This window comes from Jannaschia sp. L-14R, from assembly GCF_056857695.1.
Genome location: NZ_JBSXNP010000011.1, coordinates 813812 through 827688, shown reverse-complemented (window position 1 = coordinate 827688; position 13877 = coordinate 813812). Strand labels below are relative to the sequence as shown.

At 62.1% G+C, this 13877-nt stretch carries 11 protein-coding genes; 7 read left to right on the top strand and 4 right to left on the bottom strand.

Annotated elements, in window-relative coordinates; translation table 11 throughout:
• Positions 1-7: 7 nt before the first annotated feature.
• On the bottom strand, positions 8-688 hold the full coding sequence (locus AC13C2_RS16830; protein ID WP_482887521.1) for a sugar transferase: 681 nt from the start codon (positions 686-688) through the stop codon (positions 8-10).
• Between the two features lie 294 nt (positions 689-982).
• Between AC13C2_RS16830 and AC13C2_RS16825 the strand changes: the two genes are divergently transcribed.
• The 3 genes from AC13C2_RS16825 to AC13C2_RS16815 are packed head-to-tail and all read left to right on the top strand — an operon-like array spanning position 983 to position 4278.
• Complete coding sequence (locus AC13C2_RS16825) at positions 983-1873, top strand: ExeA family protein (RefSeq protein WP_482887520.1); 891 nt, start codon at positions 983-985, stop codon at positions 1871-1873.
• Positions 1874-1878: 5 nt separating this feature from the next.
• Entirely contained in the window at positions 1879-3405 is a 1527-nt protein-coding gene (locus tag AC13C2_RS16820) for a GumC family protein (RefSeq protein ID WP_482887519.1), read from the top strand.
• A gap of 27 nt (positions 3406-3432) precedes the next feature.
• A complete protein-coding gene (locus tag AC13C2_RS16815) occupies positions 3433-4278 on the top strand; it encodes a CpsD/CapB family tyrosine-protein kinase (RefSeq protein WP_092759185.1) in 846 nt (281 codons plus the stop codon).
• On the opposite strand, the gene AC13C2_RS16810 is transcribed toward AC13C2_RS16815, so the two are convergent.
• From AC13C2_RS16810 to AC13C2_RS16800, 3 genes are read right to left on the bottom strand one after another with little or no spacing between them, the layout of a single operon-like run.
• Positions 4275-5126, bottom strand: coding sequence for a glycosyltransferase family 2 protein (locus AC13C2_RS16810; protein WP_482887518.1), 852 nt, complete (start codon positions 5124-5126; stop codon positions 4275-4277). The genes AC13C2_RS16815 and AC13C2_RS16810 overlap by 4 nt on opposite strands.
• Entirely contained in the window at positions 5123-6286 is a 1164-nt protein-coding gene (locus tag AC13C2_RS16805) for a polysaccharide pyruvyl transferase family protein (RefSeq protein ID WP_482887517.1), read from the bottom strand. Before AC13C2_RS16805 ends, AC13C2_RS16810 begins: the two co-directional genes overlap by 4 nt.
• Positions 6283-7419 carry a Coenzyme F420 hydrogenase/dehydrogenase, beta subunit C-terminal domain gene (locus AC13C2_RS16800; RefSeq protein ID WP_482887516.1) on the bottom strand — a complete coding sequence of 379 codons (1137 nt, stop codon included), beginning with the start codon at positions 7417-7419 and terminating at the stop codon, positions 6283-6285. Before AC13C2_RS16800 ends, AC13C2_RS16805 begins: the two co-directional genes overlap by 4 nt.
• A 218-nt stretch (positions 7420-7637) precedes the next feature.
• On the opposite strand from AC13C2_RS16800, the gene AC13C2_RS16795 reads away from it, so the two are divergent.
• The 4 genes from AC13C2_RS16795 to AC13C2_RS16780 all read left to right on the top strand — a co-directional run bounded on the left by AC13C2_RS16795 (position 7638) and on the right by AC13C2_RS16780 (position 13401).
• Positions 7638-8984: an oligosaccharide flippase family protein gene (locus AC13C2_RS16795; protein ID WP_482887515.1), complete on the top strand. Its 1347-nt coding sequence runs from the start codon at positions 7638-7640 to the stop codon at positions 8982-8984.
• Positions 8985-9128: 144 nt separating this feature from the next.
• Complete coding sequence (locus AC13C2_RS16790; RefSeq protein WP_482887514.1) at positions 9129-11048, top strand: right-handed parallel beta-helix repeat-containing protein; 1920 nt, start codon at positions 9129-9131, stop codon at positions 11046-11048.
• Entirely contained in the window at positions 11045-12469 is a 1425-nt protein-coding gene (locus tag AC13C2_RS16785; protein WP_482887513.1) for an O-antigen ligase family protein, read from the top strand. The genes AC13C2_RS16790 and AC13C2_RS16785 overlap by 4 nt, the downstream gene beginning before the upstream one ends.
• Positions 12466-13401 (top strand): glycosyltransferase family 2 protein, encoded by a 936-nt coding sequence (locus AC13C2_RS16780; RefSeq protein WP_482887512.1) that lies wholly within the window; start codon positions 12466-12468, stop codon positions 13399-13401. The genes AC13C2_RS16785 and AC13C2_RS16780 overlap by 4 nt, the downstream gene beginning before the upstream one ends.
• Positions 13402-13877 lie beyond the last annotated feature (476 nt).

The window sequence follows — 13877 nt, the reverse complement described above, 5'->3', positions numbered from 1 at the left end:
GGATAAGTCATCGACCTGTGGCGCGCAGGATAACAGCAAACGTCGCTGCAATGATTGCCACATCGGTCCTCAGAGACAGCGCGGCATCGTAGGCACGGTCGAATTCTGCACGCGCGGCAAAGGACGAACTGTTGCGGTCGGAGACCTGCCACGGTCCTGTCAGACCGGGGCGCAGACGGAAATAAGCCTGTCCGGAATACATTTCGCGCTGTTCGGGCAACATCGGGCGCGGGCCGACAAGACTCATATCGCCGGTCAGAACATTCACAAGCTGCGGCAGCTCGTCGAGCGATATCTTGCGAATGAACCGGCCCAGCCATGTGATGCGCGGATCGCGTGTCAGCTTTTGGTCGCGATCCCATTCGGCGCGGGCGGACGGATTGGCGTCAAGATATGCTGCAAGCGCTGCATCGGCATCAATGACCATAGAGCGTAGTTTCCACATCCGGAAACGCCGCCCGCCAAAACCGATGCGATCCTGACAGTAGAATGCCGGGCCGCCATCCAGGACAACCAGCAAGGCGAATACCGCGATCAGTGGCAAGACGACCGGCATCGCCATGAGGACCAGCAGGATGTCCAGGGCGCGCTTGACGTATCGACGATAGCTGACGGAAGACACCGGAGACGCGGGCGCTACAGCAGTTGCGCCGATCATGATCGCCTTGGGGTCGAACTGCATGGTCATCGCGGCGTCTCCGTTCATTCCTGTCGGGGCCATCTCTGGCCCGCGTTAAGAATGAATGTGACGCCCCCGATTGTTCGGTTTATGGCCGATTAACCCTGAATCATGGCGGGTCCGGTGTCATTTCAGGACGGATTGCGGCGCTGCCTTGAAGGTGCCGCGACCTGCCGCTGATTGTTCCTGTCCCCGCCTTAGTCCTGTCCAATTTTACAACAATAAAAGGGGAATAGTTTTGTGTCCCGGCATGTAACCGGAAACAATGGCACCAAAAAACAATGGACTGTTTGGAACCTAGTGATGAGTCAGCTTCAGAGCCTCTACAAGGATCACTTCGGAATGACCGGACGCCCGTTCAGCGGGCTGGCCGATGGTTCCGGTATATGGTGGGGCAAGGCGCACATCCGGGCACAGGCGGCATTGGAATACGGTCTGTTGTCGGCGGCGGCCTTCGTCGTGCTGACCGGTGCCGCCGGATCGGGAAAGACCTCGCTGCTTTTGAACATGATCGAGACCGCGACCGACGATCTGAAGATCGCCATGGTTTCGGGTCTGCGCCGCGGCACCGGATCTGTTCTGCCGTGGATTCTTCAGTCGCTCGGCGAGGATATTACCGGCGATGAGGCCGAAACGGAGCTGCACAGCCGGGTTCAGAACCATTTGATCGGCGAATACGCCGCTGGTTGTCGCGTCGTCCTGATTCTGGACGAAGCGCAAAACCTGTCCACCGATGCATTGGACGAACTGCGCGTGCTGTCGAATATCAACACCGCGCAGGATCAACTGGTGCAGATAGTGTTGTGCGGTCAACCGACATTGCGCGATCATCTTCGTGCGCCAGAAATGGCAGGCCTGGCTCAGCGGGTCGCCGCATGGGGGCATTTGGCCGAACTGGATCGTGCCACGCTCGACGGATATGTCGGCATGCGTCTTGCTTCGGCAGGCGGCCCCGAAGACCTGTTTGAACCCGAAGCGCTGGATATGATCCATGCTGCAACCGGTGGATTGCCGCGCCCTATCAACCAGTTATGCGAACTGGCGCTGGTCTATGCCATGACCGGCGGCGGCGACAAGATCGGGCCCGAAGCCATAACGCAGGTTCTGGAAGACGGGTTGTTCCTGTCGCCCTTGCCACCCGTCCCGGCCCCATCCACGCCGCGCGAAAGCCGACTTCGACTGGCGGCGGGGTAACCGGCATGATGGCTGAAATTCGTTTTTATGCATCCCTGTTCCGTCGTCGGCTGGGGTGGTTCCTGCTGGCGCTGTTTCTGAGCACCGGCACTGGCGTCACCGTCGCCGTAAGCCTGCCGCCGGTTTTTGCCGCCAAAGCCCGTCTGGTGGTCGAATCCGAAAAGATCCCGGACGAGTTGGCCGCGTCTACCGTTCAGACTCAGGCCTTCGAACATCTGGAGATCATCGAACAGCGCATCCTTTCCCGCGAAGCTCTGCTGGATATGTCCAACCGGCTGGCGATCTACGGCGATGTCCGCCCCGCGCCCGACCAGATCGTGGAAGACCTTCGCAAGAGGATCACATACAAGATCGAAGGTGGGCAACCGCGACCTCGCGATCCGGTCAAGGCAACGATGCTGATCCTCGGGTTCGAGGCCGAAACGGCCGTCATGTCCGCCGCCGTTGCCAATGAATTGGTGACCCGCGTCATGGCCGAAGACGTCGACATGCGGACGACTGTGGCCCGCCAGACGCTGGAATTCTTCGACCAGGAAGTTTCGCGCCTTCAGCAACAGTTGAGCCAGAGCGGCGCAACCCTTCTGTCGTTCCAGCAGGAGAACCAGGATGTCCTGCCCCAGACCCGTGAACTGCGGCAATCGCGTACCTCCGCTATCGAAATGGAGTTGATGCAGCTTGAGCGGGATACGGACGATTTGCGCCGCGAACGTGAGCGTCTGACCCGCCTGAACGAGTCGGTGCGCCGCCGCGAAGGCACTCCGGACGCAGGTTATGAAATGCGCCAAGTCGCCGCGCTGCGTGAAACCCTGGACAATCTGCCATCGGGCGACCCCGGTGCCGCCGACATCGCACAGCGCATTGCCGCCCTGACCCGTCGGATCGAAGCTCAGGGTACGGGCACCGGCAACCGCACCGCATTTCAACGGCGCCGCGACGACATCGATGCCCAGGTCGACGACAATGATGCGCGCCGCATCGAACTGATTGACGAACTGGAACGGCTCCGGATCGGTCTGGCCGTCGCCCCGGTGAAGGCTGCTGAACTTGCAAGCCTCGAGCGGGATCACGAAAATCTGCGCCAGCTCTACGATCAGGCACTTGCATCCAAAGCTGTCGCCGAAACCGGCGATGCCATCGAAGCTCTGTCCAAGGGGCAACGGATCGGCATCATCGAACAGGCTTCGATCCCTCGCGTGCCGGATCGTCCAAACCGCAAGATCGTCGCTATCGCAGGCCTTGTCGGCGGCGTGTTGCTGGGCCTTCTGATCGTCGTCGGGCTGGAATTGCGCTTGGGATTCCTGCGCCGTCCGGTCGATCTCCAGCGTCGGCTGGGCATCACGCCAATCGCGACCTTGCCGTTCATCTCGGAGTTGGGCGATGCACCTGCCCACATGGGCCGCAGCCTGCAACGAAAACTGGCCATTGCCGCCGCCGCGATCGTCTTGGTGGCTGTCATCGGTGCAATGCTGTCGGGCCATTTGCCCGGACCCACGGAAATCGCGGCGCGCATTGATCGCATCAATTTCATCTGACGCCATCCATACGGAAGGATCTGCACAATGGACCGACTACAAGCCGCTATCGCGCAGGCCCGCGCCGCTCGCCAAGCCGTCCTTTCCACTCAGGCCGGTGTCCCTGCCACAACCCCGGAGCAAGCAGTCTCGCTGCCGAAAGATAACTGGCAAGCGCTGACCCGGTTTGAACCGGACACGGACCATCTGACAGAAAATCGGATCGTTACCCGCGACAGTGGAGCGAAAAGTGCGCCGTTCGACGTGCTGCGCACCCGCGCTCTTCAGCAGATGTCCATGCAGGGCTGGAAGCGGTTGGCAGTCACTTCACCCGGACCGGGCTGCGGCAAAAGCACGGTCACAATGAACCTTGCCTTTTCGCTGGCCCGCCAGCCCGACATCCGTACTCTTGTCATCGACCTGGATCTGCGCCGCCCGATGTTGGCCACGCTTCTGGGGTTGGAGGCACGGCACGAGGTCACTGCTGCGATCAGAGGCACGGCGACACCTGCTTCGCAGATCGTCCGCGTCAGCGATAACCTTGCCTTCGCGACAACGCGCACCCCGGTTCACGACCCCGCCGAACTTCTGCAAGGTCGGCGCATCGGCGATCTCTTGTCCCGGCTGGAAGAGGAATTCGCCCCCGATGTGATCCTGTTCGATCTGCCCCCTATCATGGTCAGCGACGACGCCATCGCCTTTCTGCCAAACACTGATTGCGCCCTGATGATCACCGCCGCTGAGCAAAGCACGCTAAGCCAGGTCGATATCTGCGAAAAAGAACTTGCTGCCCAGACCAGCGTTCTGGGGGTTGTGCTGAACAAATGCGCGCATCCCGGCGACGGGCAGCGTTATGGCTATAACTATGGCTATGGGGTTGAGCCCGCAGCCTAACGATGCAGCATCCAGACCATTCTTGCCAATCTGATCCGGGCCAGCGTCATCATGGCACGGACCTTTTCGATCCCTGTCAGACCGGATGCGCGCAGCACCCTGGGCGCATGGATAAGGACCGATACGGGCATGGCAAGCGCGCGCAGAACCCAGGCGGCATTCGATTTGCCATCTACGCGATGCAGCTCTCGCGCCTCCTCGGTCAGGCGACGCCACTTTCGTGACAGGGCCGGCCAGTCCTTTCGAGACGGGTGCCCGACGCGCAATTCGTGCACGTAAGTCAGCTTAAAGCCCAACGCCGTCGCCCGCAGGCACCAATCCTTGTCCTCGGACATGCCTGCCCGGAACGGACCCACTTTGTTGAATACCTTGCGCGTGGTCACCAGATTACCGGTGCCTGCAAAACCATCACGCGCGACGTAGGTGCGAAAGTCGAAGGCGAACACCTGTTCGAACGCCTGTGCGCCACTGTGCAGCCCTTCGGTTTCGTGAAAGACGTAAACCTCGCCCGTGACCAGATCGCCCTGATCGGCGACGGCCAGCGCAGTTTCAACCCAATTCGCGTCCGGCAGGCAATCCGCATCCAGAAACAACAGCAGAGGTGCATCGGTCTCGGCCACGCCGCGGTTGCGAGCATTCGCAGCCCCCGCAAGCGGTTCGTGCAGCAGATCGACGCCCGGATAACGCGACAATACATCCGCGATGTCCCCCTCGGAGCCGTTGTCGACAACTGCAACCGCAACTTCATCCGGCAGTGTGGGCAACAGCGCGGCAAGACACCGATCCAGCCGCACAGGATCGTCCTTATGCGGGATGATGACGACGGCGCGCTTGTGCCGATGTCTCACAGCGTGGCCAGCAGGTCGGATAGCGCCGCCTCATATCTTGCCAACCGCACCAGTCCAGCAGCGTGAGCCGTCTTGGTTTCTTCAGCGACGGACTTTCGATCGATCCAGGCCGTCTCGACCGCGCTGCGGATCGTCGCCGCATCGTCACGGGTGCAGTCGACTGTCCGGTCAAAACCCAGCGATCCGAACAGACCCGCAAACTTGCGGCTGTAGGCCATCGGAACGACCGGCACGCCGGTCGAAAAGGCGGCAATGCAGGCATGCATCCGCGCACCCAGAAAGAAATCCATCGCTGAAATATACCCCTTGGCGTCGGGCGGGGAGGCGAAGGATGGGGCCAGCACAGTTTCCCGGTGCCGATCCGCCAGCGCAGCGCAGGCCCGCAGATCATCCTCGCCCGCCATCGGCCCGTCCGGCACGATCACATGCGGGATAAGGTGGACCGTTGCGCCCTGAGCCTGAAACCAGCGGATCAGATCATCGATCAATGCAGGATAGTCCAAGCCCAATCCGAATTCATTCTTGCCGGTATAACCACCACCCATCAGCAGGCCAGAGACATTCAGCCCGACATGCGGCCCCTGCCCCAGATCGGGCTTCGGTCCGGATGGCATCCGCAATGCCACATCCGAAGCCAGGATCGGGGCGGCCTTGATGCCAAGCTCACCCATGTGGATTCGGGACGGCTCATCCCGCACAGCCACCAACGCACAGCGATTCAGATGTATTCGCGCCGCAATGCGCGATGTGGGCTTGGTGAAAGGCCCCACCGTCTGCGGCGCGAAGACGAAGGGCTTGCCTGCCAAGTGCGCCAGCGCTTTGAGCGCCAGCATCAGACGCAGTCGCTTGGGCCCGTAGATATCAGCGAAACTGTCGCCACCGCCGATGTCGATCACCGCATCCTGACGTCTCAGTTCAGCCCAGTAACCAGACCGGCGCTTGATCCATTTCCCCGACAGCGGCACGATGCGGATATCGTCGCCGTGGATATACGGCTCCCTTGCATCGGGATAGTCGGCGATGGTGATCGCGATCGTCCGGTTCAGCCTGACGGCAATGTCCCGCAGGATGGCGACCTGCGCCACGCTGAGCGCGCCGACCCCCAGGTTATGCGAGCGTGTCGAATGCATCAGCAACAGAACGCGCAGCGGGCGGGTCACTTGCGCAAGCCCCGGCGCAACATCCCGAGAAAGTTGCGGACTGTTTTCAGCAAGCCGAGCTGCCGTGACAAGGTGGCCAGATGCAGTCCGCGGTAGGCCGGGATCGGACGCCCCAACACACGCAGCGCTGCCAGACGGGCGACAAGCGCACGGCGACGCTCGCGCTGGCCCGGCTGAATATCCATCAGGCGAGCCATGTCGAAAGGCGCCAGATCCAGACGACCGGCGGCCCGCGCGCCTTCGGCGATCTGTTCGCCCAGAACCGTCCGCGCGAGGACAAGGCTGACGCCCTCCCGCTCCTCGAACAAGGGATATCCCTTCTCGTCAACCTCCCAGGCATCGGCGCAGACCAGATCGGCGGCCATGCCGGAGCCATCCGCGCAAATCTTGCAGCGATGCTGAACGTGACGCGACAGGATGCCCCCCCAACTGTCGTGATAGCTCATCGACCGGCTGGACCCATCCGCCAACGTCGCGGTCGCCTGACCGGGCCAACCATTTCCACGATAGCGGAAGGCCGTGACCTCTGTCTCGGCCACGTCCAGAGCTGCCAGGATGCCACGCGCGCCCGTGGTCGACGGCACGCCCGCGCAAAAGAACGACAGGATCACCGGAACAGCGCGCGCCACGACCGGATCACGCGACCGGATCGCGGCCAGTGCAGCGGCATCGCAGGGCTTACCGACAAAGGCAACGCGGCGTCCATCGGCCAGAATGTCAGGCAGGGCATCAAGTGGCGCGGACGGCGCATAACGCGACCCTGCGGTCGTCCCGAATGTCGCCGGGTCGGCGGACAGCACCGTCCGGTTGCCCATCGGATCGTTTGGATCGGGCGCGTTCTGAACCACTGCCTGCACCACACCCGAACGGAGCAGATGAGTCAGAACTGCCGTCAGCGCGCCACCGGATGCACCACGATGGCGTTGGCTGGCATCCATCGACCACCCGGTCCAGGCGCGCCGATACGGCCCCCACATGGTGTCGTCGGTGCGCGACCCGGCTTCGACCGTAACACCCAGACCAGGACAGACAGCGGCAATCGCCTCGTCCGCCCCCACAGGAAGGGCCGAAATCTGTCTTGGACGAAGAAAGCCCGGCTCCTCCATCCCCATCGCGAGCGCATGCGGGAACATGGCCGCGCAGCCCCCGCAGCCCGCGCAGAGATCGCCGCGATTTACGACGGACAAAGCCTGGGACGCGCCAGAGGCGTCGCCCGCGAGGGGGGGTCTGATGGTCTTCAACGTCTGCTCTGCCTGCCGCGGTTTGCCTTCTGTCGGGCTTGCGGCTTGACCCGAGCATGGCAAGACACGCACAACGCCGCAACCCTTTTTGCCCGTGAGAGGCACTGTCGATGCTTCGTCCCGCACTTCTGATTCTTTCGGGCAACGCCGCAGCATCGGGGTTTCTCTTCGTGCGGAACCTTGCCGTCGCGGCCCTGGTGCCGGTTGCAGACTACGGCATCGCCGCGACATTCGCACTGGCGATGGCGGCGGTCGAGATGGCCTCGTCCTTCGGTCTTCAACAACAGATTGTGCAGGCTCGTGACGGCGACGACCCACGATTGCAGGACGCACTGACGGGCTTTCAACTGCTCCGCGGCGTGCTATCGGCGATCGCGCTCTTTGCCCTGGCAGGGCCCTTGGCGATGTTTCTGGGCATCCCCGAAGTGACATGGGCCTATCGCGTCCTGGCGCTCGTGCCCCTGTTGAACGCGCTGCAACATTTCGACATCCATCGCCTGAACCGCAACGCGCGCTTCGGGCCATTAATCGCCGTTAACGCCGTTCCAGCGATGCTGTCACTGGCCGTGGTCTGGCCGCTGGCGATCTGGGTCGGGGACTGGCGCGTGATGCTGGGTGCCATCCTGTTCCAGGCGGCCACCGGCGCGATCTTGTCCCACCTGGTGGCCGAACGTCCCTGGCGCGCCGCGGTGGACCGCGTGTTCTGGTCGCGAACGCTGCGTTTCGGGTGGCCGATCCTTCTGAACGCTGTGATCCTGTTCCTGGTGTTTCAGGCCGACAAGCTGGCGGTCGGGCGCATTCTGGGGATGACGTCCCTCGGGGTCTTTGCAATGGCCGTCACGCTGACACTCACACCGTCGCTGGTCGCGGCCAAGACGATCCAGACGGCGCTGCTGCCGCGACTGTCCGGCATGGTGGATACGTCGGGTTTCGCCGGGCTGGCGGGTGTGGCGCTGACGGCGTCGATGGTGGCAGGTCTTGCACTGGCCTGCGCCGGAATTCTTCTCGGTTGGACAATCGCGCCATGGATCACCGCGACCGGTTATGCCGCGCTGCCACAGTTGATCGGGCCGCTGGCAGTGATGCAAGGCATCCGCATCGCCAAATCCGGTAGCACCGTTGTCGCGCTTTCGGTTGGCCTGACAGGAAACGCCGCCCTGTCGAATTTGCCGCGCATCGCTGCCCTGGTTGCAGGCGTGGCGGCCCTGTACCAGGGATACGGCCTGCCTGCCCTGATCTGGCTTGGCGTTGCTGGCGAAACGGCAGGGTTCGTCCTTTCCACTGCATTGGTAACGTACCGCACCGGATTGCGATGGTCCGCTGATCAGATCGCATTGGGTGCCTTCGGGATCGTCAGTGCGGCGGCAGCACTGGTGATACCGTATCTGCTGTTGGCGGCGCTGGCCGCGCTGATGCCCCTGCTGTTCGAACTGCGCTCCGCCCGGCAGACGACGTAGCAAGGACACAGCGACGCCAAACAATCGTCCCGTCCGGTGTTTATCCTTTTGTGCATGGGCCAGCGCACGCTAGCCTATCCGCAATCGACCCCAGCAGAGGGTCACGAGCAGCAAACCGGCCAGCGTGCCGGACCGGAGCAGGCAATGATCTTGCACGCATTCTTCCGCGCCCGTTTGGCGCAGGCGGGAGTTTTGGCCCTGATCGCGGCGACGATGTTCGCGCCGGTGGCCATCGCCGAGCGCGATCTTCTTGTCACCCCCGCAACGCTGAACGATGTGTTGGCCACTGCCGGACCGGGCGACGTGCTGACTCTCGCGCCCGGACAATATCCCCCGCTTGCCCTGCGGCAGGGCGGGGCAATGCTGAACCCGCTGAAGATGCGTGCCGCCGACCCGGACAATCGTCCCGTTTTCCCCGAACTCCTGATTGTCGGGGCGCAGTATATTTCCCTGACTGACCTGACCTTCGATCTGATCCCGCGGGCCGATACGCGAGAGAAGAGTTTCCGCATTCAGGATGCGCGGGGCATTATCCTTCGCGACCTTCTGTTCGACGGCGCGGAGCGGCCAGACGCAGAGGGGATCGCACGGCCCTGGGGCATTGGGCTGAACATCACCGACAGCATAGATATCTCTCTGACAGGCAGCGAACTGCGAGGTTTCGCGCGCGGACTGGTCGCGGCCCGGACGGAGCAGCTGAGCGTATCCGACAACCTGATCCACGGCATGCGCGAAGACGGGATGAATTTCGTGCAGGTCCGCGATGTTCTGATCGAGGACAACGAGATCCGCGATTTTGCGCGCGCCATCGGGTCGAGCGATCATTCTGACATGATTCAGTTCTGGACCCGTGGAACCAAGACGCCCAGCGACGGCATCATCATACGCAACAACCTGCTGACCTCGGGCGAAGGGCGATTTACCCAGTCGATCTTCATGCGCAACGAAGAGGTGGACTCGAACCGTGCGGGCGAAAGCATGTACTACCGCGACGTGGTGATCGAAGGAAACGTGATCATCAACGCCCAGTTGCACGGCATTACCGTCGGTGCCACGTCAGGCCTGACGATCAACCGCAATACCGTTGTCCGCAATGCCGTTTCGCAAGGTCCGGAGCTAAATCCAGGCCGTTGGACACCACGCATCAACATCGACGATCGGTCGCGCGATGTTCTGGTCCTCGGGAACGTGAGCCATGCCGAACCCCAGGTCGGCTGGCAACCCGATTGGGTCGTGGCTGGCAATGCCGTAGTGCAGGATCGTGTGCCGGGGCAATCCAACCATTACGACAGGGTATTCCGGAGCGTCGACCCGACCCGCCCGGCCCGGATCGAGGATTTCGCCGCCAGACCAGACGGGCTGTTGGGCGGTCGTGATATCGGCGCGCCACGGCTGATTGCGCTGTCCGAAATGGCGGCGTTGCCCGGACCGGATACGCTGCGCGATACGACACCCCCGACAGACACGCTCAGCGGGATCATTCGCCTCTACCCCGATCTGAATGTTATTCGAGCCGATGGCGGACGCGGTGCTCCTCCACTGGAATACGCTCTTGGCGGACCTGCGATCATGGTCGGCGACACGCTGACTCCTACCGTTTTATCGCGCGAAATGACATCGGCCCTGTTCGATGCGTCGCGGTTCACTATCAAGATGCGGCTAAAGCCGGACGGGGATTACCGGGGCGCGGGTGAAGTCCTGCGACTTCACGAATCCTTCCGTGTGAATGTGACCGGGCGTGGTATCGTCGAAGTCGAAGTGCTGACCGATATCGGCGGCGTGGCGCGTCTGAAATCACGCCCCACACGGCTGTATCGCGACGGCGAACTGGACCTGACGATCTCTTACGATGGACCCGTCGGTAGCCTGCGGATCATGTCCGGTGACGAACTCATCGGCGAACGCCCCCTGAGCGGGCGGCTGAGACCGATGCAGGACTGGGGCCTGTCGTTCGGCAACCCGTTCGGCAAGAAACTCAGCTTCGACGGCCGGATCGAGGAATTCGAGGTTCGCACCGATCCGCCCGACCCCAGTGCGCTTCTCGATACTGGATATCGTCGGTGACGGCACGTGCCCTGCATCCTACGACCGGCGCGCAGGAGATTAGCAACCGCCTGCCCCTGCTGACCGTCATCTACTTGCTGACCGTGGTTTTACCCGCGGCGATAAACGTCGGATCGCTCTATTTGACAGCGCTTCGCATTCTTCTGCTTATGGTGACGATTCCCATGCTGGTGTCGCTCCTGACAGGCCGGTACGGGCGCGTTCTGGCGACAGACTGGTTATTTCTGGGGCATGCGTTGTGGTTGACGCTGGCGCTGGCGATCAACAATCCCGACCGTGTGATTCAGCAGGCTCCTTCTGTCGGCATCGAGTTTCTGGGGGGCTATGTTCTGGGCCGCGCCACGATCCGGTCGCGGGAACAGTTCATCGCCCTCTGCCGGTTTCTGGTCTTGATCGTTCTGATACTGCTGCCATTCGCATTGCTGGAAACCCAGACCGGCAATCCCTTGATCCTCAGGGCCATCCGCGCCCTTCCCGGCATCACGTCGGTCGATGTGACGCGCGATGATCCCCGCCTCGGCCTGGCGCGGGTGCAGTCGACTTTCGCGCATCCGATCCACTTCGGCCTTTTCTGCTCGGTAACCTTCTCGCTGGCGTTTGTCGCCCTGCGCGGCAGGATAGGCACGACGCGGCGCTACATCGTCTCGGCGATGATCGCCCTCGCCGGATTCACCGCCCTGTCGTCGGGCGCATTGCTGGCGGTTGCACTTCAGGTCGCACTGATCGGCTGGGCCTGGATGTTCAAACGATTGGACAACCGTTGGTGGCTATTGATCGGACTATTTGCCTTGGCCTGGGTCGCAGTCGACCTGTTGTCCAACCGTAGTCCGTTCAAGGTGTTCATGAGTTATGCGACATTCTCGCCGCACAATGCCTATTGGCGCAGCATCATTTTCGAATGGGGTGTCATGAACATTTTCGGGAGTGTCGAGAACGAAATCCCGGCCAGCGTTCTGTTCGGTATCGGCCTGAACGACTGGGTGCGGCCCAGCTATATGTATTCTGGATCGATGGATAATTTCTGGCTGGTCATGGGCGTGCGGTATGGTGTGCCCGGCTTCGCCCTGATCGCCCTGGGCTGGGTGGTTCAGGTTGGCTCTCTGATGCGGCTGAAGCTGGGTCCGGACCATCCGCTTCTGTATATCCGGCGGGCCTGCGTCTTCACCTTCCTCGGTCTCAGTTTCACGCTGGCCACAGTGCACGTCTGGGGCAATGTGTTCTCCTTCGTCATGTTCATGGTGGGAGCGACCGGCTGGCTTTTGCAACCGGATGCCCTGGCCAGGAAAGGGTCCGACAGGGACGATGGCACGCCACAGCCCGCCACCCGCAGCGCTCGACATTCTTCGGGTCAGACGGCCTACAGCCGCTTCGCCCCCCGCCCCGGACGACAGACAATACCTGTTGCGGGCCAATCCAGATGAACGATCTGCCATGCCTCGGCGTCGTGATCGTGACTCACGGGTCCGCCGACGTGATCGGCGACTGCCTCGACACATTGCTGGCGTCGACCGGCGTGTCGCTGACTGTCGTGATCGTCGATAACGCCTCGACCGATGACACGGCGCAGGTCGTCGCGCAGCGCAGCGCAGCGCCTCCTCATACAATGATGTGGCTTCCGACCGGTCGGAACGGCGGCTTCGCGGCTGGCGTCAATCATGGTCTGATCCATCTTCTGGCCGATCCGGGATTGGATCGGTTCTGGGTGCTGAACCCGGACACTCTGGTGCCGCAGGGCACGGCGGCCGCATTTGCCACTCATGCCGCCGGGCAGCCGTTCGCTATGATCGGTGGTCGCGTCGTCTATGCCGATCCGCCAGGCAATGTGCAGATCGACGGCGGGATCGTCGACTGGCGAACAGGACAGACACGCAACCTCAATCAGGGGGCACCTTCCGACGCGCCGCCACCCGATCCCGATTCCGTGGATTTCATAACCGGCGCAAGCCTTGTCGCCAGTCGCACGTTCATCAGCCGTGCGGGCCTGATGCCAGAGAACTATTTCCTATATTACGAGGAGGTTGACTGGGCGATGTCCGCCCGCGACCTGCCTTTGATGCACTGCCCTACAGCCATAGTCGAACACCGAGCCGGCACCGCCATCGGATCGCAAAAACCCGGACAGTATGCTTCGCCATTCAGCGAATGGTTCAAGCATCGCGCCCGGATGATCTTCGTGCGTCGTCATCGCCGGGCCTCTCTGTACGGGGCATTTGCCTTTACCCTCGCCAAGTCGCTGCAGATGATGATCCGCCGTGATCCCCGTGCCGCCGAAGCGATTCTGCGGGGGGGGCTGGGACTGCCGCCGCCAAAGGCCGTGCGTCAACGTCTGGTGGCTGGCGGTGTCCAGCTATGAAGGACCCGACCCTCGTGAGGGTGGCGTTGCAAAAGCTGCGACGTCGCCAAAACCCGGATATTTCGCACCGCTTGCAAGCGTCAGCACAGGGGCCAGAAGATCCGCGTCGGGCTGCGTCAGGTGACATGGATACGGACAGAGCGTCGCCGAGGCGTCAGTTGTCTTCGGTAACGTGACTGAACCGCCGTCGGAGTGCTGCGACCAGACACAACGGCTACGCGATGTCGGGAAAGACTGTCTTGCCCGCCGCGATCCAGCTTGGCGCGCTTTCATCCGATCAGACGTGACAGTGGTCCTGTGTCACCTGCGCCGACGCTATATGCTCTATCGATAGCCCAGCAACAGGACGCACCCTCCATAGAGTACATGCTCGACCGGATAGGGATCGTCGATGCCGTGGATCGGAAACCGCGGCAATGCAGGTGCAGCGCAACGTCTGGTATGGGCACGGTTCTTTATCGGACTATGCGTGCCGA